General features: G+C 58.8%; 22 protein-coding genes and 1 pseudogene. 16 read left to right on the forward strand and 7 right to left on the reverse strand.

All coding sequences use genetic code 11. The annotated features are described in order from the left end of the window. The first annotated feature begins 2 nt into the window (after positions 1-2). The 3 genes from JOH52_RS16615 to JOH52_RS16625 all read left to right on the forward strand — a co-directional run bounded on the left by JOH52_RS16615 (position 3) and on the right by JOH52_RS16625 (position 1,805). Entirely contained in the window at positions 3-866 is an 864-nt protein-coding gene (locus JOH52_RS16615) for a pyocin knob domain-containing protein (protein ID WP_234842741.1), read from the forward strand. A gap of 269 nt (positions 867-1,135) precedes the next feature. Then, positions 1,136-1,483: a hypothetical protein gene (locus JOH52_RS16620; RefSeq protein WP_014529625.1), complete on the forward strand. Its 348-nt coding sequence runs from the start codon at positions 1,136-1,138 to the stop codon at positions 1,481-1,483. Next, the gene (locus JOH52_RS16625) at positions 1,470-1,805 is read left to right on the forward strand and encodes a hypothetical protein (protein WP_014529626.1); all 336 of its coding nucleotides are present in this window, start codon (positions 1,470-1,472) and stop codon (positions 1,803-1,805) included. The genes JOH52_RS16620 and JOH52_RS16625 overlap by 14 nt, the downstream gene beginning before the upstream one ends. 421 nt (positions 1,806-2,226) lie before the next feature. On the opposite strand, the gene JOH52_RS16630 is transcribed toward JOH52_RS16625, so the two are convergent. Next, positions 2,227-2,496, reverse strand: a complete 270-nt coding sequence (locus JOH52_RS16630; protein WP_014529627.1) for a hypothetical protein — start codon at positions 2,494-2,496, stop codon at positions 2,227-2,229. A gap of 148 nt (positions 2,497-2,644) precedes the next feature. Between JOH52_RS16630 and JOH52_RS16635 the strand changes: the two genes are divergently transcribed. The 7 genes from JOH52_RS16635 to JOH52_RS16655 all read left to right on the forward strand — a co-directional run bounded on the left by JOH52_RS16635 (position 2,645) and on the right by JOH52_RS16655 (position 5,410). Continuing rightward, positions 2,645-3,613, forward strand: a complete 969-nt coding sequence (locus JOH52_RS16635; RefSeq protein ID WP_014529628.1) for a peptidoglycan-binding protein — start codon at positions 2,645-2,647, stop codon at positions 3,611-3,613. Further along, positions 3,613-3,930, forward strand: coding sequence for a ubiquitination-like system serine protease family protein (locus JOH52_RS16640; RefSeq protein ID WP_014529629.1), 318 nt, complete (start codon positions 3,613-3,615; stop codon positions 3,928-3,930). Before JOH52_RS16635 ends, JOH52_RS16640 begins: the two co-directional genes overlap by 1 nt. After that, positions 3,930-4,214, forward strand: coding sequence for a hypothetical protein (locus JOH52_RS16645; RefSeq protein WP_014529630.1), 285 nt, complete (start codon positions 3,930-3,932; stop codon positions 4,212-4,214). Before JOH52_RS16640 ends, JOH52_RS16645 begins: the two co-directional genes overlap by 1 nt. Further along, a complete protein-coding gene (locus tag JOH52_RS35090; RefSeq protein ID WP_017272411.1) occupies positions 4,105-4,359 on the forward strand; it encodes a hypothetical protein in 255 nt (84 codons plus the stop codon). Before JOH52_RS16645 ends, JOH52_RS35090 begins: the two co-directional genes overlap by 110 nt. Before the next feature lie 58 nt (positions 4,360-4,417). Further along, positions 4,418-4,783, forward strand: a complete 366-nt coding sequence (locus JOH52_RS16650; protein ID WP_014529631.1) for a hypothetical protein — start codon at positions 4,418-4,420, stop codon at positions 4,781-4,783. Between the two features lie 53 nt (positions 4,784-4,836). After that, positions 4,837-5,037 carry a hypothetical protein gene (locus JOH52_RS35095; RefSeq protein ID WP_026030363.1) on the forward strand — a complete coding sequence of 67 codons (201 nt, stop codon included), beginning with the start codon at positions 4,837-4,839 and terminating at the stop codon, positions 5,035-5,037. Positions 5,038-5,230: 193 nt separating this feature from the next. Next, complete coding sequence (locus JOH52_RS16655) at positions 5,231-5,410, forward strand: hypothetical protein (protein ID WP_080567524.1); 180 nt, start codon at positions 5,231-5,233, stop codon at positions 5,408-5,410. A gap of 187 nt (positions 5,411-5,597) precedes the next feature. On the opposite strand, the gene JOH52_RS16660 is transcribed toward JOH52_RS16655, so the two are convergent. The 3 genes from JOH52_RS16660 to JOH52_RS16670 form a co-directional block, all read right to left on the reverse strand. Beyond that, the gene (locus tag JOH52_RS16660; protein WP_080590401.1) at positions 5,598-6,764 is read right to left on the reverse strand and encodes a TlpA disulfide reductase family protein; all 1,167 of its coding nucleotides are present in this window, start codon (positions 6,762-6,764) and stop codon (positions 5,598-5,600) included. Between the two features lie 432 nt (positions 6,765-7,196). Then, positions 7,197-7,934, reverse strand: a complete 738-nt coding sequence (locus JOH52_RS16665; protein WP_014529436.1) for an NPP1 family protein — start codon at positions 7,932-7,934, stop codon at positions 7,197-7,199. Between the two features lie 284 nt (positions 7,935-8,218). Further along, positions 8,219-8,581, reverse strand: coding sequence for a thioredoxin domain-containing protein (locus JOH52_RS16670; protein ID WP_014529437.1), 363 nt, complete (start codon positions 8,579-8,581; stop codon positions 8,219-8,221). A gap of 1,010 nt (positions 8,582-9,591) precedes the next feature. On the opposite strand from JOH52_RS16670, the gene JOH52_RS16675 reads away from it, so the two are divergent. From JOH52_RS16675 to JOH52_RS16690, 4 genes and pseudogenes are all read left to right on the forward strand, one after another. After that, positions 9,592-10,254 carry a hypothetical protein gene (locus JOH52_RS16675; RefSeq protein ID WP_017267102.1) on the forward strand — a complete coding sequence of 221 codons (663 nt, stop codon included), beginning with the start codon at positions 9,592-9,594 and terminating at the stop codon, positions 10,252-10,254. Positions 10,255-10,256: 2 nt separating this feature from the next. Further along, positions 10,257-11,267 (forward strand): S8/S53 family peptidase, encoded by a 1,011-nt coding sequence (locus JOH52_RS16680; RefSeq protein ID WP_234827099.1) that lies wholly within the window; start codon positions 10,257-10,259, stop codon positions 11,265-11,267. 158 nt (positions 11,268-11,425) lie between these two features. Next, a pseudogene (locus JOH52_RS16685) lies at positions 11,426-11,698 on the forward strand (ATP-binding protein); the annotation flags it as partial. A gap of 268 nt (positions 11,699-11,966) precedes the next feature. Next, complete coding sequence (locus JOH52_RS16690; protein WP_014529440.1) at positions 11,967-12,476, forward strand: nucleoside kinase; 510 nt, start codon at positions 11,967-11,969, stop codon at positions 12,474-12,476. Between the two features lie 680 nt (positions 12,477-13,156). Here JOH52_RS16690 and JOH52_RS16695 read toward each other — a convergent pair. From JOH52_RS16695 to JOH52_RS16705, 3 genes are all read right to left on the reverse strand, one after another. Next, the gene (locus JOH52_RS16695) at positions 13,157-13,837 is read right to left on the reverse strand and encodes a hypothetical protein (RefSeq protein WP_014529638.1); all 681 of its coding nucleotides are present in this window, start codon (positions 13,835-13,837) and stop codon (positions 13,157-13,159) included. Between the two features lie 329 nt (positions 13,838-14,166). Continuing rightward, positions 14,167-14,436: a hypothetical protein gene (locus JOH52_RS16700; RefSeq protein WP_017265457.1), complete on the reverse strand. Its 270-nt coding sequence runs from the start codon at positions 14,434-14,436 to the stop codon at positions 14,167-14,169. Between the two features lie 421 nt (positions 14,437-14,857). Beyond that, positions 14,858-15,271, reverse strand: a complete 414-nt coding sequence (locus tag JOH52_RS16705) for a hypothetical protein (RefSeq protein WP_234827098.1) — start codon at positions 15,269-15,271, stop codon at positions 14,858-14,860. Positions 15,272-16,471: 1,200 nt separating this feature from the next. Here JOH52_RS16705 and istA point away from each other — a divergent pair. After that, on the forward strand, positions 16,472-17,980 hold the full coding sequence (gene istA / locus JOH52_RS16710) for an IS21-like element ISRm9 family transposase (RefSeq protein ID WP_012477324.1): 1,509 nt from the start codon (positions 16,472-16,474) through the stop codon (positions 17,978-17,980). Further along, the gene (gene istB, locus JOH52_RS16715; RefSeq protein ID WP_014529334.1) at positions 17,977-18,789 is read left to right on the forward strand and encodes an IS21-like element ISRm9 family helper ATPase IstB; all 813 of its coding nucleotides are present in this window, start codon (positions 17,977-17,979) and stop codon (positions 18,787-18,789) included. The genes istA and istB overlap by 4 nt, the downstream gene beginning before the upstream one ends. The last annotated feature ends 126 nt before the right edge of the window (positions 18,790-18,915 follow it).

Here is an 18,915-nt window from a genome sequence, read left to right on the forward strand (position 1 = left end):
ACATGACCATACCCTATGTAACGGGCACGGTTTCCGTGACCGCCGGCAGTGCCGTTGTCACCGGCTCCGGAACTGCCTGGGCGACCGCGTTGATCGCCGGCGGCCTCTTCGGCCTCGACAGCAGCAACGGTAACCTGGTCCCGATCCTCTCGGTCGACAGCAACACCCAGCTCACCCTCGCCAAGCCATGGCGGGGCACCACGGCGGCCGGGCAGGGGTACTGGATCGTTCGCGATACGGCCTACCTGCAGCAGCAGACCGTAAACGCCCAGGCACTCTCGACCTACATTCAGCGGCTCGACAATGCTGTGCTCGCGGCTTTGGCGGGGCTAACGCCGGCAGCTGACAAGATCGCCTACTTCAATGGTGCGGCGACTGCTGTCCTGGCCGACATCAAGGCGAAGGGACGTGACATCATTTCGGCAGCGGACATGATCGGCTTGCTCGGCAAGCTCGGCCCGGTCTTCGGCGGAACGCCACCTAGCCCGACTGGCGCGGGCGTTGGCCTCTCCGATGGCGATTTCAACACGATTATGGTGCCAGGGGTGTATTCGATCGCGGGCACCTGGTCTAACGGCCCGGCAGCTTATGGCGCGTCCAACATATGGACCGCGATCCTGGTTATGCATGGCCGAAACGCCAACAATCTCATGTATCAAACCCTCTATCATTCATCGCGGGGAGTCTGGTGGCGATACTCAACCGATGCCACCGGCGCCACGTGGCAGCCCTGGAACGTCATCCCGCGCGAAGTGGTCGGCCTTGTCGGGCAAGCATCTGGAATTCCGACAGGAGCAATCATCGAGCCCGGCAGCAACGCCAACGGCGAGTACGTGCGTTTTGCGGACGGCACGCAGATCTGTTAGGGAACGGGAACGATTAACGTTTCGACCAACCTCAACAACCACTTTGGCTCTACCTCTGGAGCCTCCGTCACCGGCAACGCGCTGATCAGCTTCCCGGCGACGTTCTCCAATACAAGCTACTCGGTATCAGTCTTCCCAACGTTCCGCGGCTTCACAGTGCTTGGTGCCTACTCCAAGAACGGCGCCAATGCCGCCGTCAGGATGGGCGTGTCAGGCTCGACCGCAAACGATGTTCCCTATGAATGGTCAGCTTTCGGAAGGTGGTTCTGATGATAGTTGATCTCTCTCCCCAGCGCCGCGATGACCTCCTGACGGTCACCAAGGCTGGTGACGCCCTCACGATCAACGGTATGGCATTCGACTTCTCGACCTTGCCGGACGGTGCGACGATACCGGCCGGCGAGGTTCCTTGTGAATGGCTTGTCGGCCCCGTCGAACGCATCGCCGGCGAGCTTCACCTGACGCTCATCCTGCCGCACGGTCCGAGCCCCTCTCAGGCCGTTGCGTTCCCTCCGCCACTCATCGACCCGCCTGACGGGGTAATTGCGTTGCCGGCCGATCCGCAGCCGTCGATCCCTGATCCTGCTGAAGAGGAGCCTGCCAATGTGGACGGTTGACCTATCGAAAGTTGTCACGGCCGAGCAGAAGGCGGCAGAGGCGCGCGCAGCGCTGCAGGCGCAATACTCGGCCGCCATCCAGGCGCATCTCGATGCCAAGGCACGCGAGCGGCAATATGACGGCATCCAGACCGCCATCACCTATCGCGGCGATCCGAACCCGCAGTTCGCGGCCGAGGGCGAGGCCCTCTTCGCCTGGCGATCGGCAGTGTGGACCTATTCCACGGCTGAGCTGGTGAAGGTGTTGGCCGGCGAGCGGCTGCAGCCCAGTGTCGAAGAGTTCATGGCCGAACTGCCGGCGTTTCAGTGGCCGCAGTTGTAGCGGCTGGATCTCTCGCCCATTCGGCGACAGCAATCGCTGAACTGAGCAATATGGCTGGCACGGCTAGCGCGGCGAGGAACCTGATCACGCTCTTCCGATGAGCTCGCTTGGGGTCCCACTCGTAAGACATTGTGCTTGCCTCTTCATGATCCGAAAGACGGCTCCGGCTCAACCATATGGGCACGGTTTCCGTCGCTGGTCGAGTGAATTTCCCGCAATCCCGCCTTGCGGGGCTTAAACCCCAACCCAAAGGAAAAATCAAATGGATAAAACCGTGCCTCCCGGCGCGGCGATATTCGATTGCATCAACCGCGTTCAACACGTAAATGGAAGCGTCTGTGAATTCGAACGCTCAGACGCGGGGCCTCTTCTTTCGTCGAGAGAGAAGGGGCCCTTTCGCGTCTAAGAACAGACCGACCCGTTATTCTGGCTCTGCACCGCCCGGCTCCGGCCGATCGTCGGCCTCGGTCAATATCGGCACGGGCTCGATTGGCCTTGCCGCTAGAGCTTTGAGGTCCTCGGCGAGGCCGGCAAGCTGCGCCGCAAAGTCCAGAAGATTCGAAGCGGCGCACTGTGCCGCGATTTCTGAGAGGTCAGTAACCAGCTCGATTGGGCCGGCGCTCTCCGCTTCGCTGTCGTTTATGTCCAAGCCCAAGTCCAAGCCCCCAATTTCCCATTGATGTGGGATCATTGGCGAGGCCCGTCAAGGGCTGCTGCCGGCGACGAGCCTCTCGGCCGCCTCCGAGGGGCAAAGCGGCCAACGTCAAGTTAAGCCTGAACATTGCCGGCAGCCATACACCAGCCGCCGAATATTCCCCAACGACAACCAGGAGACTTCAATGAGCGCCATCACCGCTCAGCACGTTCGCGCGGCCGCAACGGGCAGGGTGAACGAGAGCAACCTCGCGTCCGTGCTTGTGGCGCTGGACAGGTACGGGGAGCGTTTCGGCATGGATCGGCCGCACCGTCTCTCCCAGTATTTCGCCCAGCTCATGCATGAAAGCGGCGACTTCCGCTATGATCGCGAGATCTGGGGCCCGACGCCGGCGCAGCAGCGCTACGACACCCGCACCGATCTTGGCAACACGCCGGAGAAGGATGGCGACGGACATCTCTACCGCGGCCGAACCGGAATGCAACTGACCGGCAGGGATAATTATCGCCAGTTCCGCAACTGGTGCCGCGCGGCCGGCCTCAACTGCCCGGACTTCGTAAAGGATCCGGACGCGGTCAATGCCGATCCGTGGGAAGGCCTGGTGCCTCTGTTCTACTGGGACACTCGGGATCTGAACCGCTGGGCCGACGAGGGGGACTGTGAGACCGTTACGAGAAAGATAAACGGCGGCAAGAACGGCTTGGCCGACCGGTTTGACCGGCTCGCCCGGATCTCGCTCGTTCTGCTCGGCTATCGTGCCGACAACGTCCTTCAGTTCCAGGCTGACCAGCGCCTGCAGGTCGACGGCGACGTCGGTCCGAAAACCCGTGCTGCGATGCATACAGCGCTCGTGGCGCTCACTCCGGGCGAAGCGGCACGGCCGGAGGTGAAGGCGGCGCCCGTGACCGAGGAGAAGCCGGTACCGGTACCCGTCACGCCGCCCAGCCTCGATGCGCCTTGGTGGAAGTCGAAAGAGGTCATCACCCCGTCTGTCATCGGCGGCGGCGCTTCGCTGGTCACGGCGATCGGCGGCATACCTTGGCAGAACCTTCTCCTGATCCTCGTCGCCTTCGGCGGCATCGCCGGCTTCCTCTACTGGCGCAAGAACGCCGATCGGAAGGCGGTCGCCAAGCAGGTAGAGGGGATGGCGTGATGGCTGCTCTCTCGAAGAAGCTCCGCAGCGTCGAGGGCGGCCGGCTCATGTTCTGGTGCCCGGGCTGCGATGGCGCGCATCAGGTCGGTGTCGGCGAGGGCGCCGGGCTGCGCTGGCGCTATAACGGAAACCCGGATGCGCCCACGTTCACCCCTTCCGTCCTTGTCACCTACGACGGTTCCGACGCCGGCAAGGACGGGGCTCCGCCGGCGATCTGCCATTCATTCGTGGCCGATGGCCGCATCCAGTTCCTTTCTGACTGCACGCATGCGCTCGCTGGCGAGACGGTCGACATACCAGACTGGGAGGAGGCTTGATGTTCAGCCGCCTCTCTCTGGCCGCTGGCGCTGTTGCCGGCGACATCTTCGTCTTTATCGGCATGCAGACGGTCAACGCGCTCTGGATCATCCCCGGAGCGAGGGAAGAGGGCCGGAAGCTCGAACGCGCCGAACTGGATTCCGCAACCAACAAAGCCATCGGAGAACTGCGAGATGAAGCTGATCGCGCTCGCTTTAACCGCCGCCTGTGCATTGAGCGCGGCCGGCTGTACGTCAACGCAACAGGTCAGTGCGTCGAAAGACCGCCTCAACCAGGCGGCTAGGGCCGTCGTCGGTACGTCCCTGATCGGCGCTCGAGGCGCGACGCCGACCGATCAGGACAAAATTGACGAAACGGTCGCGGGGCTATGCGGCGCCCGCGCCTGGACCCAGAGCGAATGTGCCCGCCACGACGCGGCGCAGCAGTAACCATCCAGCATTGCATACGAGGGGCAGGGGATTGTCTGAAACACAGGAAACCGAAAAGATGGTCGCAACTCCGAAATGGAGGTTTGAATATAACCTCAACACCCTGGTGATCCTATTTGGCTTTGCCGGCGGCCTCGTTGCGTGGGGCGCGACTTGGGAGAGGGTGAACGCCAACCAGAATTCGCAGGCAAATTCCATCGATCGCCTCGACAAGCGCCTGACAGCGGCCGAAGTCTCCCTCCGGCAGATCGACAATCACGAGCTCCGGATCTCGGCGGTGGAGAAGCAGGCGGCCGAAGCGGCCACCTCTATGAAGGCCGTCGAGAATACGCTCAACAGCCTCTCGATCGATACACGTGTAATGCGCGAAATCCTGCAGAGGATCGAGGCTGGTCAGCGCGACGGCGCGCAGTTGCGGCGCTGATTTGCATAGGCATGCACTTGCGCGATGCGCGTCGGTCTGCTTTCCTTGTTCGCATGGACACAAAACTTGCAGACTTGAAACTCAGGCCTTCGCTTCTCCGCGAGCTAAACCAGACCGGCTATGAGGTGGTCGGAGATATGCAAAATCAGCCGACCCCAGAATTGCTGCGAATACCCGGGATGGGCGGACAAGACTGGCGGAAGATTGCCAAGGCGTTGGGGCGAGATCCATTCCCTGGATTGAAGAAGCGTTGATATCCCGCTGGCAACGGAAAGGCCGACGCCGCGGCAAAAGCTTTCCCAATAGGATTCTCTATATTGTCAGCTTTTAACCCTGCCGTAATCTAAGTGGGCGGCTTGGTGCAGATTGCCACTCGACACGATGAATGTCATTCGACAGGTGATTCGACGAAAGGCCGCGCTCGTAACTGGTTGTGAGGGTAAAGCAATGAAACGGCTTATCGCTGTATTGCTTCTCGGGGTGGCACACTTGGTTGCAACGCCGCTGGTGGCAATCACCGTCTTTGAAGACGGTGGCAAGGCTTACGCAGATAGCCGCGACGTCGGACACAAAAAGGGGACAAAAACGGTAACTGAAAGCGCTGTTCCTAGGTCATTCCTAAACTGAGAACGCCCGCGCCGGGTGACCTGCGCGGGCACTACGAACAGGTTGGGGGACCTGGTGCCAAATTGCTCGGCGCCACAGAAATGCGGGCGACTTTTGTTCCGCTCCCCGGGCGCGAACTCAGACCGGGAAACGCTATAGCGCCTCCGCTACGAGAAGACGCCGAGCTTTGGTGCACATGGAATAGAAGTCATTCAAGAGCTCCCCTTTCAGCCGGGTTCTCCTGCTCCGCCTTCGGCGTGGCACTGGTCCGCGGCACCACACAAACATCGCCGTAACAAACCTCTTCGCCCTTGTAGTTGGCCAGCGTCTGCAGCAGATCTGGTTTAAAGTCTTTTTTCAGTCCGTGCATATCAGGATCTGGTCCGTCCAGCGACTTCAACGCCAGTTCGATCAACTCGACGGCGCGGTCTTTGTTGCCGATTTCATGATAGTAGCGAGCCACCTCCCGAAAAAGCAGGGACGGGGGGAGACTGCATTGCGCGAGATCAAGGGCCAGGATGTGTTTTGAAAGTACCTTGCCCATCGCGAAACGCTCGCCAGAGGGAAGGCTCTGATGGAAGATTTGCATCATCGCCGTAAGCAGCCAATGTGCGCCGCCTCTGTCGACGGCTTCGCGAACGAATTGCCATAGCACCGCCAGGCCAGTTTCCATGTCGCAGATTTTATCAAGCAGCAGATGGACTTGAGACGCGCGCAAATTGTAGTTGTCCGAATCAAGGGCGATGCCCTCCTCGATCGCCGCAAGGGCCGTCTTCCAATCCCCTATTTCCTCCGCCGCCCTTCTTTTGCCTCTGATTGGCTCCATCAATGCTTGTTTGCGCGCTTTTGGTTCATCTACGGCGATCCGCTCCCTTTCGGCGGCTTTCGCCTGAGCGCTGGTGCGCCAGGTGCCGTCAAGCAATTGCGGAAGAACGTCGTGCAATTTGTCCGGATGGCCGATAAAGGCGATGGAGCCGTCTCTGTCGATCACGAACACCCTCGGAATCCCGATCGAAAAACTCGGCTTCATCCAAAGCGTGTCCATTGCGCCTGTGTCGTCGAGCCCGACCCGAAAGTTCAACTTCGGGAAATTCTCAGTTAACCACGCGTCAAGCTTGGTGCGGGCCTCATCGGCGGATGCAGCCCTTTCGTCTGCCGCCACTGCGACGACCTCAACTCCACTGTCCTTGTAAGTCTCCTGCAGCTCTATCAGGTTGAGCATCGCCCCCACACAAGGTCCGCACCAGGTTCCACAAAATTCAAGAATGTACAATTTACCTGGCTGGAAGTTCGCGAGGGGCTCGCCACGTACCCAGTCCCGCACTTTCAGTGCAGGAGCCTGTGACTCCACGGAAAGGATCTTATTGCTCTCCAAAGCTGTTTACTCCGTTGTTTGTACCATGCGGTTTTTCGGGACACCTGAATGCCCAACAGCATGCACGGGGTTATAGCCGTTCCCGGTCGTAAGGGGCTACTAAAATAATGATAATGCTGATAAAATGATGGAAATGTTTCTTAGTCAGATCGGGAAACTGACAGATAGTTCAACGAACAAATCTGTGTCCAGGAGCCGACAAACGCGACGAACAACGTCATATGGCTGCGGCAGTCATCCGCTCGCCGCCGATTGATGTGATCGACGCATTAAGAAATTCTGACGCGTTATAGCTCTGTCGCATTTGTGCGGGCGCTCGGGCGCTTGCCAACGGCGGTAGACATTGTCCAACACCTGCCGATTGTGTGCGGTCGCGGAGCGGTCACGGCGGAGCCTTTGAGCACCACCGTTTCCGGTCCAGGAATTACCCAATCAGCCTCCATGTCCTTGTCGCCAGGCCTTCGCCAGATTGGCGTCGAAGTTGTAAGAGTTGAATGGCACAGCCACTTTGCCGAAGTTATAGTTGTCGAGCGTTTCCCTTGCTTCCTCGGTCAGGTCGGACCAGCTGACTGCAGGCTGCTTGCGGCCACGGTACCGGGTGTCCGCGAGTAAAAATTGGTATCCGCCTTCCGGCCGGTAGTATTTGACCAGCGGATGTGTTCCATCCATGTGCGGCTGTGGCGTCACGTTGTAACGACCACCGCTCCAATAGCTGACCGCTTCAACCTGCGCTTCGCTATCGCAACGCGTCAGCCATACGATGACATCCTCCCAATCATACCGAGACCCGCCCTTGAGGGGCCAGGTCTGGTTCTGGTCCTTGGGAAAGAACCACGAGTACATGACGGCACACTGACCGTTATACTCCCCAGCTCTGACATAGATCTGTCCAGGGCTGCGTGAGCAACCGCCGTTCGCCTTTCCTGATGGCTTCAGACCGCCGCTGACGTTGCCGTCGGCATCCACGGCCGGGAAAGGGACGCAGCCTCGGATAACTTTGAGAGAGGGCTGAAAGGCCTTGAGGAGACCCGAGGTGCTGTCGGGAAACCCTTTCACCTTGTCGTGATCAATGACTTCAGCCGCGCGCGCCGGCACCGATAGTCCGCAAACAAAAACGAACATTAAGGCGGTTAGCGGCATTCGCCCATTGAGTGGAGAGGCGGTTATCATCTTGTTTCCCTTTTTGTTTTGAACCATTTTGGTCCGCAACATGAATGTCACAACAGCATGCACGCCCAGGGGCTAGATCGTGCAAAAGTGGTGCTTGGTCGCAGGGGTGAGAGCTGAAGGAAGGACATTGCGGAGATTACAAGCCGGGCCCCTATAATAGGGCCGTCCGGCGTGGCGAACGAGAGGGCGGCAAGCGCCAGGCAGATTAAGGCAATTAGCCGGCGCCCCATCTGGTTCAGCCGAAAAGAAAAGCCCGACCAAGCCGGGCTTTCCTACTTCTGTGTTCAGGTCCGGAGACTCGCCAGCGCATTCAAAATCGAGGAGCGGAATGAGCCGGTTCCGAAGTCGATGGCGGCGACGGCGACTTCACCGTCCTTGAAAAGGGCAAGCGTTGGGTAGCCGCGTACGCCATACCGCGCCACGAGCTCGGGGTTTTCGGCCTTGTTGATCTTGACGACCTTGACCTTGCCAGCAAGCTCGGTGGCGATTTGTTCGAGGAAGGGTGCAATCATATCGCACGGCTGGCACCCGTTTTTCCAGAAGTCGACGATGACCGGTTCGGCCGACTGCAGAACTTCTTCCGAGAAATTGGAAGTATCGACTTTAACAATAGCCGAGGGGTGCTCATTGGGAGTGGTGGTGTTCATCGTGGTTCCTTTGTGTTCGAACCATTTTCGAAATCCAGGAGGGGAGTGAGCCGGCTCCGAGGTAGACGACTTCCCCCACCCTTGAACATGGCAAGCGCTAGGATCGATGCGCTCGCCATACTGCGCCGGCAGCTCGGGGTTTTCGTCGGTGTTGAGCTTGACTTGACCCCGCCGACAAGCTCGGTCGCCGCTTTGTTTCAGGATGGGTACAATAAGTCAACGTTCACAACGACGTTCGTATTTCCACCACTGCCACGCTGCCCTCGAACAGGTCGCCCCGCCGCAGGCACCTTCGGGCCGTGAGGGCACACAGGGGCCTGCAGTCGGCCACGGAGCGCAAGCCCCGTCTGGTGAGGCACAGCAATAGTCGTCAAAGCTAGCCGTCTAGCGACGACTCACTAGTAACTGGCGACCGTTTTTGGTGACGCGTGGTCATTTACCCCGCTCCCCTGACGTGTGCAGACGACCCGACGTTTTTCGAGTTCTCGTGAGCCGCCATGCGCCAATCGTCTAGGTGGAGAGCTCGCATTGCCGTCATCGATCTGAGCGGGTAGGAAGCGCCAACTGCCGACGCCCAGCGGCAGATAATGAGTGTCCTGTCTGGGGCCGGGAGCAAAATGTCGGCAACTAATTCATTATACCGGAAAGCAGACGGAGGCAGCAGCAGATGCCGTGACACATCCGCGATGGAATACAGTCGTTCCTTGCACAGGCTACACCTGAACGAGGGTTGCGCCCTGTCAACCACTTCACGTTGCAATACTGGCGTTGTAGTCGGTCAGGGCGCATCAATGGGAGCGTTTCGTGTCCAAGGAAAGGTGTGTTCACGCTCAGCGTACGATATCCGACATTGTGTCGGCTTTGGCGGGTTTACAACACGGCGTTGTATGACTAAACGACTGAAACAAATGTACAACCCTTTCCTCGGCGCCGTCCTCTAGATTGGCATGAAGTTTGCGGCGGTGCGATGAGAGGGCTGCCGGACAGAGTGAAGAGATGGCTCGGCAAAATTGAAGGACGGGGGCGACTGGTTGCGATTGAACACGTTGTGCGCTGGCGGCCATGCGTCTGCGGCAAGGGCTTGGCCGCTCAAACGATGGGCGTTGCAGATGCCCATTGAGACGACGGTGGGTTTCGTCCTGTTCGTGATGGCATTCTTCGTCAGCGCGATGACTGCGAAAGGACACGAGACCAGCCTTGTCGGCATTTACCAGGGTTCGGAGCTAACCGCCACCGCCGATCATCTGGGACAAGGCGGATACGAGCTGTCGGATGGCACCCTGGTGTCTTTTGACAAGTGGTACCATAGCAATTGGATCGACATGCGATTTGAAATGTTGACGCAGCTGTCGGACGATTTCGGTATCCTGTGGGGCGCGAGCACCGGTCAGCGTGCCGAAAAGGTCCGAATCGAGCCGAGTGTGAAACTCGGCTTTATTTTGCAAAAGCGACCGACAGCATCCACGACGCTTTCTCTCACCGTCAGTTCAATTTTGGGCGGGAACCTGACGGAACGACCTTGCACAGCTGACTATGGTGCCATCAGCGGTGAGCAGAGTGTGAATTGCCGGCTGGCCGCGTCGCAATTGCGGCCCTCGGACACGTTGAAATACATGATAAACCTCGAGCCAAGCCGATTGAAAATCGATCTTCGGTTCACGGGTGAATTCTAGCGATGGTGAAAGGCAAGGCGGTACATTTCGTTGATGAAGAACAATCAGACAGGAGATTTTTTATGCACAAAACGCAATGGTTCCCGGTAGGTTTTGTTGCCGGTCTTGTAGCGTTGGCGGCACCCGGTTTCGCGGGTGATCTTGGTGCCGCTGTCAGCGGCAAAGGAACGACCGGTTCTCCAGCCGCGGAAAGCAGTAGCTCGGGCTGTCCACAAAATGCCGACGGCACATTTTGCTGGATGAGCCCGGATATTGGTCAAGCATGGGCATCAGGCTTTATCGGTTCCGGCGTATCGATAAATGTCTCAGATGACTTCACGGGACAGCCAATTGATGGAGATCTCGGTCGCGGTACGCAGAGGCAGCGCCATGGGGATTGGGTCGCTCAAATTGCCGGCATGGTCGCCCCTGGCGCAAACATATTCAAGTATGATTATCTCGAGGAGTCTTCGATCGTGCTGCAGGACGGCCTGAATGTCATCAATGCGAGCTACGGCATGTGGGAGCCACTGAGCCAGCATCCGCGCGAGCAGGCGATCGTCGATGCCGGCTGGGCGGGGACTGCCATCGTCACAAAGAGTGCCGACAACCACAGCCTCGAGGTAGGTCAGCCGCACGAAGGGGATTTCGATGAGCTAACCATCGGGCTGATCGGGGCGCCATCGGCAATCTTTGTGGGTGCGCTGGAGCACAATGGCACTCCCGAGAACAAGGCACGGCTGGAACCATACTCGAATTATGCCGGCTCAAACCCTGAGGTGCAGAACCACTTCCTGACCGTGGGTGTCGAGCGTGAAGAGATCGGCCAACGCGGCACGTCTTTCGCGGCACCTGTGGTTGCAGGCTATGCCGCCATCCTTGGCAGCAAGTTCACATCCGCAACACCGATACAGATTACTAATCAGCTGCTGGATACAGCCAGGACCGACACGCTCGTCAACTACAACCCGGCGGATTACGGCCGCGGCGAGGCCAGCCTTTCGAGGGCGCTGGCACCCGTTTCGATCCACTAGACTGCCTCTCTACCCTGCGTCCGAACGTGGGTGGGTCGCGGCGCCCAGGCGGTGGATTGCCGTCTGTGCCGTCGCGGCTCCGGCCGGGGAACACGTTGCGATACCTGGCGAACGCTCATCTGAACCCCCTGAACATCGGTCTCTGGTTCAGAGGTCGTTCTAGCTACAAGCTCCTGATCATCGACGAGCTGGGCTTTGTGCCGCTGTCAAAGACCGGCGCGGAATTACTGTTCGAACTGATCTCGCAACGCTACGAGCGGGGTGCCACCCTGATCACCAGTAATCTGCCTTTCGACGAATGGACGGAAACTCTGGGATCCGAGCGCCTGACCGGCGCGCTGCTCGATCGCATCACCCACCACGTCAACATCCTCGAGATGAACGGCGACAGCTATCGTCTCGCTCAAAGCCGCGCCCGCAAGGCTGGCTGAAACCCCTCTCCAGAAAGCGTCGCGCGCGCATGAGACCCCGCTCGGGCTACGCCCTCCCGGGGGTCTCATGCGCGCGCCACAGTGGCCGACTTTTGCTCCGCCCCGTGCCTGTTTTTACTCCGCCGTTGATATACGGCCGAATTGGGTGCGTGTTCCGGACGTGGCTAGCGTAGCGGACGGACAGCTGACCTGATCGGTCAGCGTTTGCCTGAGCACTCCCAGGTCGAGTGTCTTCTCACCCGATTGGAAGCCATGATAAACAAAGCCTATGGGCATCAAGAACTATCTGATCGAAGGCGGTTCCGGCACTGGAAAGACGTCTGTCGCTACAGAACTGGAGCGGCGGGGCAACCATGTCATCCATGGTGATCGGGTCTTAGCTTATGTCGGTGACCCCGAGACAGGCCAGGCACTCGCCGGACCACCCAAAGGCGCAGACCGCGTCGCTTGGCGATATGCGCACTGGATCTGGCCCGTTGACAAGGTCCGCGCTATTGCTGCCGACACCACCCACCCTGCCACATTCTTCTGTGGCGGCTCACGCAATTCCCAAAAATTTCTGCGCCTGTTCGACAAGGTATTCGTGCTCTACATCGACGTAGAGATGTTGAACCGAAGATTAGATGAACGGCCCCATGACTTTGGCTTTAAACGGGCCGAGCGGGCACTGGTACTCCGCTACCATCGTACTCGGGAGTATCTTCCTGCCGGCATCACCATCGAAACGGCAAATACCGTCGCACGTGTGGTCGATGATATCCTCGCTCACCTCACCTGAAGCCTGAGCGATTGGTGAACGGAAGGAAGCACCAGGTTATGGCGGGAAAAATCGAAGCCGCTTGGACCGGTCACTATGCATCGTCACTTCATAGCCGACCGGCAGCTTTCAGCGAACGTCTTGAGGGTGCGAAGCGGTCATTTAACTCAAGCTTCTCGTCCATTCAAAAGTGGTGTGTGTCGCACATAGCGCATCGACGAGTTCGCTACTCGGCCTTGAAAGGCGAGTTGAAGACGAAAGCCACTAAGCTCGGATGGCGCCCATCCCCCGTATGCGCGCCTAGAATGAGAACAAATCGGAACATACTGCACGGATTGTGCACGTGAAACCCGTGCATTTCGCTCTTTGTTCCGCGCAATTGCGCGCTTTCGAGCAGCATAGGCCACTGAGTTTCCACGGCTAAATCACTGTCTTCGCGGAGAAAACTGGTGCCGCTAGAGAGATTTGAACTCTCGGCCTCTCCCTTACCTAGGGTGAGATCGGGGTTCCGCAGTTGCGCGTTACTATGCTGACGCCGTGTCTAACTCGAGCCGTGCCGCAGGCGTGAGACAAGCGCGACGGAAAAGGTAATGAACCGACTGGTGGCCGCGATGTCCCACAAATTTGCAAGTGTTTGATCTGGCATGCTTACGTCGCGCCGGCATGGGGCACCATTCCCGGCGCACTTGCGCTTTCAGGCATCAAACAGGATGCCTCTTTCGCTCGAAGGGGCTGAACCCCGTCTCCTTCCAGCGCGCGACCGTCTCGCGGAAAACGGCATAGGAGCCTTCGGCCGAGAACTGAAGGTCAGGAACGTACTGGTCTCCGGCGCGCATCACGTCCCACATGTACCAAGTCATCGCCGAGTCCGCCGCCACCCTGGCGCGCTCCCTGGCAGCATCGTAACCACCTTCGGTGGACTGCATGAAGAAAGAGGTCTGGTAGAGGATGCTGAAGGCTGCGCCGGTAGGGATGAAGCGCATCAGCGACAATTCCATGTCCACTCTTGCCTGCGGCGAGGCCCGGTAATCATCGACAGTGCCCAAGAGCTTAAGAGGGGCAGCGCTGACTTCGACCCATCCGAGCCGCAGCCTATTGTAATAAACGATCCACCGGCGGCCGTGGTTGGGGCTGTCAAGATAGGAGGCCCTCCGCATCGTGTCGCTGGTTTCCTCGAAACTCCACTCATCCTCTGTGCTCCAGTCCAGTGTCGCGCCGAGCCAAGCGAATTCGTGGAAAGCAAATTGGTCGACAGTATCGACCGTGCCCCAACTGCTCTGTGGGACAAGGGGCACGTCGTGCTGTGGTTCACGCCTCTGCCCCTCGTCGATTTCGGCTATAGTCTTCGCGTACTCGTCGTGAAGCGTTTTCCGGCTGAACATGTCCCCTCCATTTGTTGCCGGAGACTAGCTTTTCGGGCGTGGGATGCCAAGGTTCCCTGTCCAGCCCTGACTGAGGCGAAACGCCGATCCCCACGGACGATTATGCTGCAGGCGCCGGCATGCGCGCCACACGGCTGAGAATACGGCGAATCATGCGCCAACCGTGCGCCAACGAATCCCCGCTAACGATCGGAAAACGCGGAAATTCTGGTAAATCTGGTAAACCAATGGCGCGCGAAATATCGCGCGGAGATCAAGCTAAGCTGTTGAAACGACTGGTGATCCCGGCGCGATTCGAACGCGCGACCCCCAGATTAGGAATGTTGTCGTCAAAGCCAAAAGACCATATTCTGTGGGTTGTATTCGGCAAACATTCGAAGCCCGGGATCGTCACGGCGAACCGCGCGCAACGCATCGAGCAAGTCCGGATGGAGCGTCATCGTTGCAGGATTGGCGTCTGGCGCTGGCCGGTAGAGGATCGATGGCAGAATTTGCGTTTCGAACAGGGTCAGGACGCCGAGCTTGAAGGCGGTCTTGCGAAGGCAACCATAATCGAGATTGTAGCCGTCGATGCAGACTCTTGTTCGTAACGCAGGCACTCCTTGCTCCCAAGACATAAAAAAACCGGCTTGCGCCGGATTTTTCCCCCAACCGCCCGGAGCACATGTCTCTCAAGGATGCTGGGTTAGTTGTTAGCTCTCAACATAGTGTTGGGTGGCCCTTAGTTAACGGACATTGACCGCCACCCACGTGTTGACCGGCGATTTTGCCGTGAATTCACCTAAATAGGCCTGCCTCGGGAAATCTGCAACGGAATGACACTGTCCTCCACGGGCACTGTCCGCCAGCGGACCCGAGAAGACCCCCCACCTTCCGCACCACGCCACTTGACAGTCCCGCCCGCCGCCGTGGGTGCGGGCTGTCGCCCGCCCCCCTCTGTCCGGGGAGTCTTCGCCCGAAAGGGCTTTCCCTTCGGGAAGCACACACCCAGGAGACAGACCATGACCGAACTCGCAAACTTCATTCGCTGGCGAAACCACGTTCGTCCACAGGTGCAATCTTTCTTCTGTCAAATAAAATCACCTCGTACGAGCTTCCATATTCCGTCTTCACTCCATCCAAGCCGTATGTCTGCGCCAAGGGAGCCCATGCGCCTAGTTCGTCAGGGAACACTTGAGCACCTTGCTCGTCCATGACCGCTAATTTGAGGGGCTCTTGCGCCTCGATAACAAAGTACTTTCCAGAACTACCTGCATAGCCGCGTGCCGCGTTTACATCGTTTTCTGAGGTCATCCAAATGGCTTCACCCGTGTGCCCGGTTTGCCCCGAACCGCCCCACACCCCATCCCTATTAGCGTGGATGAACTTTGTTCCCGCCGAAAGTTCTTCCATCTTCTTCGTCTCCCAACCAACTGAGATTGCAAGTTCTTCCATCTCCTGGCTTTCCCAACCAACTGAGGCTGCCATCTGTATGTGGTGACCGGTTTGCCCCTTGTCCTCAGCGGACACCTGACTACTCGGTACGAGGACGGTCGCAGCAAGGATCATCCCCTTCCAGAAAGACGGGGGATGCACTCGATGAATCGGGATGGCCGGGGTGGCGGTCTCTTTCGGTGAGGATCTCATGTAAGGATTTCCGTGTGCTCGTTTGTGAATTGTCCGCCATGCATCCGTCTCGCGATCGTCAAGTCGAACGGAACTTGTATGCGGCCAGAACTGACAATAGCCTGAAAGCATTGCGCGAAGGTCAGCGACTTGCTGTATGTTAGAACGTGCTTTCCTTGCTTCGAAAGGTGGGATCCGCGCCAGCTATTCATGGATGCCTACCGCAATTTGCTGCCTTGGGCAATGTTCGCCGCGCGGAGGAGAAGATGCTGCGATGGCTTGAAAAGGTTTCGACATCCGCTAACACCTTGCGGCCGCACGTGTGTGATGACGCAGGGAGCCCGTCCATGGGCGTGGTGAGATAAGAAAATGTTGGGGGATAACGGCATTACCTCCCCTCGAATCTGCCCTGCGATGGCCCCTATTCCAGACCGAAGTTCATTTCCATCCGTCGAATGAGCCCCACCGTCAGGTAGCGGCGGAAACATTCGCCACCCATTCGGCGTGGTGTGAGTGAGTCAGACATAGACGGATTGTAGCAAAACGACACTCGACCCACGTGGCTCACATGCCGGCAAGCTGTTGATATTTGGATCTCCCTTTGCTCCGGCATTGAGCGCCACCCAGCGGCACAGCCTGAAATTTTTTTGCTGGACACTCTCGCGGAAAAACATAATGAAATTGCTGGACGAACAAGTATCCAGAAATTCAGCAAGCATTTGAATTTATTAAATTCAGGTGGCCCGGCATGGGGCACCATTTTTCACTTGCGGTGGACCGGCGAACGGACCTCGGGTGGTACGCCAAATATCGAGAACATTCACGAAACGCGGTTGGCTGCGGCGCGACAATCAACTTGGGAACAGCGTCAATCTGGATGGGAGCGTCGCCAGGGGCGTCACGGAGGGAGGGCGTAGCCCGACCGGAGGGACGTTCCTGGCGACGGCGCGAACCCACATAGGGGTTCACGCCGTCTGGTGATCGCGATGTGTCGGGTGCATTTCTTCTTCCGGCTCAAAGGAAGAATGAATGCCCGGCAGACACATCACGGATCAACAATCGAGGCTCTATATGCAAAATCGCCAGAAGCACAGTGTCCCTGTCGCGGCCGCAAAATCAGGTTTCAGCCCATCCACTGGTTATCGGATCGAAACAGACCCCCGTCCGCCAAGCGAGAAGAAGGCCAAACACGAACGACGTCGGCCCGATCCATTGGAAGGGATATTCACCGAAGAGGTTGTTCCCATGCTGCAAAGCGCTCCCGGCTTGCGGCCTGTCGGTATTCTTCGTGAGCTTTGCAAGCGCCACCCCGAACTCGGTTCTGGTATTCGCCGCACACTTGAGCGCCGCATCCGCGCATGGCGCGCGAGCCATGGCGAAGATCAGGAGGTCATGTTCCGGCAGGTTCACGAGCCGGGACGCATGGGGCTGTCGGATTTTACCCACGCACCGGGCCTCAAGGTCACGATCACCGGCGTGATCTTCGAGTATCTGCTCTATCACTTCCGGCTGGCCTATAGCGGCTTCGAGCATGCCGAGATTGTCGAAGGCGGCGAGAGTTTTGCCGCGCTGACGAGTGGTTTGCAGAACGCCCTTTGGTCTGTCGGCGGCGCACCGCGCGATCACCGCACGGACAGCCTTTCGGCTGCATTCCGCAATCTCAATGCCGATACCGCGCAGGACATGACAGATCGGTATGAAGCGCTTTGCGCCCATTATGGCATGAAGGCCAGCCGCAACAATCGCGGCGTCGCCCACGAGAACGGCGCGGTCGAAGGATCCCATGGCGATCTGAAGCGGGAATTGGAGGATGCTCTTCTCCTGCGCGGAACGCGGGACTTTGCCGACGTCAGCAGTTTTGCCGCCTTCATCGATGAGGTCGTCGGTCAGCGCAATGCCCGTCGGGCCAGGGAGATCGCCATTGAGCGCGACAGCCTGCTGGCGCTACCGCGCAAGCGCCAGCCCGAAGGCGAAGATGAGATCGTTTATGTCACCAGCAGTGGAGGGTTTACCCTTCGCCGGGTCTTCTACACCGTTCCTTCACGGCTGATCGGACATCGGCTGCGCGCACGGCTCTTCAAGGACCATATCGAACTGTTCCTCGGCGGCACGTCGCTGATGAAGCTGCCGCGCGTCAGAGGCCAGCTCGGTTCCAGCCAGCATGTCGTGAACTACCGTCACGTCATTCATTCCCTTCGCCAGAAGCCGGGGGCGCTGCCCAGACTCGGCTATCGCGATCAGCTCTTCCCAAGGGATGCCTACCGCAATCTCTACAATGTCGCCATGGAGGCGCTGCCGGAGCGCGATGCCTGCCGTCTGACAGTGGAACTGCTGAGCCTGGCCCATGAGCGCAATGTCGAGGCCGCGCTCGCTCACGCCATTCAGGGCGAGCTCGATGCGGGAACCTTGCCGACGCTTGACGGCATGCGCGCCCGCTTCGCGCCGAACCCGGCCTGTGTCCCGCAGGTCAGCGTCAATCTGGGCAAGCTGGTCGATTACGACAGGCTTATCAGCACCCGCGTGGAGGTCACGGCATGAGACCCAACGATCCTGTCGATACCGCGCGCCTGTCCCTGATGCTGACCGATCTGCGGTTGCCGGGCATCTCCAGGGCCTGGCACACCTTCACCGAGCGGGCTGACACGGAAGGCTGGCCGGCTTCTCGGCTGCTGGCAGCGCTTGCTGAGTTCGAGGTCGCCGAACGTGAAACGCGACGGATGCAGCGCCACCTCACCGAAGCGCGTCTTCCTCCAGGCAAAACCCTCGACACTTTCGACTTCACGGCTGTGCCCATGGTCTCGAAGGCCCGGGTCATGGCATTGGTGGCGGGCGATGTCTGGTTGAAGAACGGCGCCAATCTGATGCTGTTTGGCGGGCCAGGCGGCGGAAAATCGCATCTGGCGGCCGCCATCGGCGCCGGGCTGATCGAGAATGGCTGGCGGGTTTTGTTCACCCGGACCACCGACCTTGTTCAGAAACTGCAAGCCGCCCGTCGCAATCTTGATCTCGAAGGGGCCATCGCAAAGCTCGACAAGTACCATCTGCTGGTGCTCGACGACATGGCGTATGTGAGCAAGGATCAGGCTGAAACCAGTGTGCTCTTTGAGCTGATCAGTGCGCGATACGAGCGCCGTTCGCTTCTCATCACCGCAAATCAGCCCTTCGGTGAATGGGACAAGGTCTTTCCCGACAAAGCCATGACGTTGGCCGCCATCGACAGACTGGTTCATCACGCGACGATCTTCGAAATGAACGTCGAAAGCTACAGGCGCAAAACCGCAATATCCCGTTTGACGGAAAACAGCGACGGCGCAACGCCGACGCTGGCCTCAGCCCTGGCTGATTGACGCGCCGCGACAAACAACCAACGCCTCTGATTGACGCCAAAGAAGGTCGGCCTCCCACTTCAAACGGAGGTCGGCCTTCTTTGGGGAGCATCGCAGTGGTCCGCGACAAACACCCCCAATCCAGAT

The organism is Sinorhizobium meliloti (genome assembly GCF_017876815.1).
GTDB classification, from domain to species: Bacteria; Pseudomonadota; Alphaproteobacteria; order Rhizobiales; family Rhizobiaceae; genus Sinorhizobium; species Sinorhizobium meliloti.

Excerpts from the sequence above, each read along its gene's own strand:
- JOH52_RS16615 (WP_234842741.1), top strand. The coding sequence starts at position 3 with ATGACCATACCCTATGTAACGGGCACGGTTTCCGTGACCGCCGGCAGT.
- JOH52_RS16620 (WP_014529625.1), top strand. The coding sequence starts at position 1,136 with ATGATAGTTGATCTCTCTCCCCAGCGCCGCGATGACCTCCTGACGGTC.
- JOH52_RS16625 (WP_014529626.1), top strand. The coding sequence starts at position 1,470 with ATGTGGACGGTTGACCTATCGAAAGTTGTCACGGCCGAGCAGAAGGCG.
- JOH52_RS16630 (WP_014529627.1), bottom strand. The coding sequence starts at position 2,496 with ATGATCCCACATCAATGGGAAATTGGGGGCTTGGACTTGGGCTTGGAC.
- JOH52_RS16635 (WP_014529628.1), top strand. The coding sequence starts at position 2,645 with ATGAGCGCCATCACCGCTCAGCACGTTCGCGCGGCCGCAACGGGCAGG.
- JOH52_RS16640 (WP_014529629.1), top strand. The coding sequence starts at position 3,613 with ATGGCTGCTCTCTCGAAGAAGCTCCGCAGCGTCGAGGGCGGCCGGCTC.
- JOH52_RS16645 (WP_014529630.1), top strand. The coding sequence starts at position 3,930 with ATGTTCAGCCGCCTCTCTCTGGCCGCTGGCGCTGTTGCCGGCGACATC.
- JOH52_RS35090 (WP_017272411.1), top strand. The coding sequence starts at position 4,105 with ATGAAGCTGATCGCGCTCGCTTTAACCGCCGCCTGTGCATTGAGCGCG.
- JOH52_RS16650 (WP_014529631.1), top strand. The coding sequence starts at position 4,418 with ATGGTCGCAACTCCGAAATGGAGGTTTGAATATAACCTCAACACCCTG.
- JOH52_RS35095 (WP_026030363.1), top strand. The coding sequence starts at position 4,837 with ATGGACACAAAACTTGCAGACTTGAAACTCAGGCCTTCGCTTCTCCGC.
- JOH52_RS16655 (WP_080567524.1), top strand. The coding sequence starts at position 5,231 with ATGAAACGGCTTATCGCTGTATTGCTTCTCGGGGTGGCACACTTGGTT.
- JOH52_RS16665 (WP_014529436.1), bottom strand. The coding sequence starts at position 7,934 with ATGATAACCGCCTCTCCACTCAATGGGCGAATGCCGCTAACCGCCTTA.
- JOH52_RS16670 (WP_014529437.1), bottom strand. The coding sequence starts at position 8,581 with ATGAACACCACCACTCCCAATGAGCACCCCTCGGCTATTGTTAAAGTC.
- JOH52_RS16680 (WP_234827099.1), top strand. The coding sequence starts at position 10,257 with ATGGTGAAAGGCAAGGCGGTACATTTCGTTGATGAAGAACAATCAGAC.
- JOH52_RS16690 (WP_014529440.1), top strand. The coding sequence starts at position 11,967 with ATGGGCATCAAGAACTATCTGATCGAAGGCGGTTCCGGCACTGGAAAG.
- JOH52_RS16695 (WP_014529638.1), bottom strand. The coding sequence starts at position 13,837 with ATGTTCAGCCGGAAAACGCTTCACGACGAGTACGCGAAGACTATAGCC.
- JOH52_RS16705 (WP_234827098.1), bottom strand. The coding sequence starts at position 15,271 with ATGGAAGAACTTGCAATCTCAGTTGGTTGGGAGACGAAGAAGATGGAA.
- istA (WP_012477324.1), top strand. The coding sequence starts at position 16,472 with ATGCCCGGCAGACACATCACGGATCAACAATCGAGGCTCTATATGCAA.
- istB (WP_014529334.1), top strand. The coding sequence starts at position 17,977 with ATGAGACCCAACGATCCTGTCGATACCGCGCGCCTGTCCCTGATGCTG.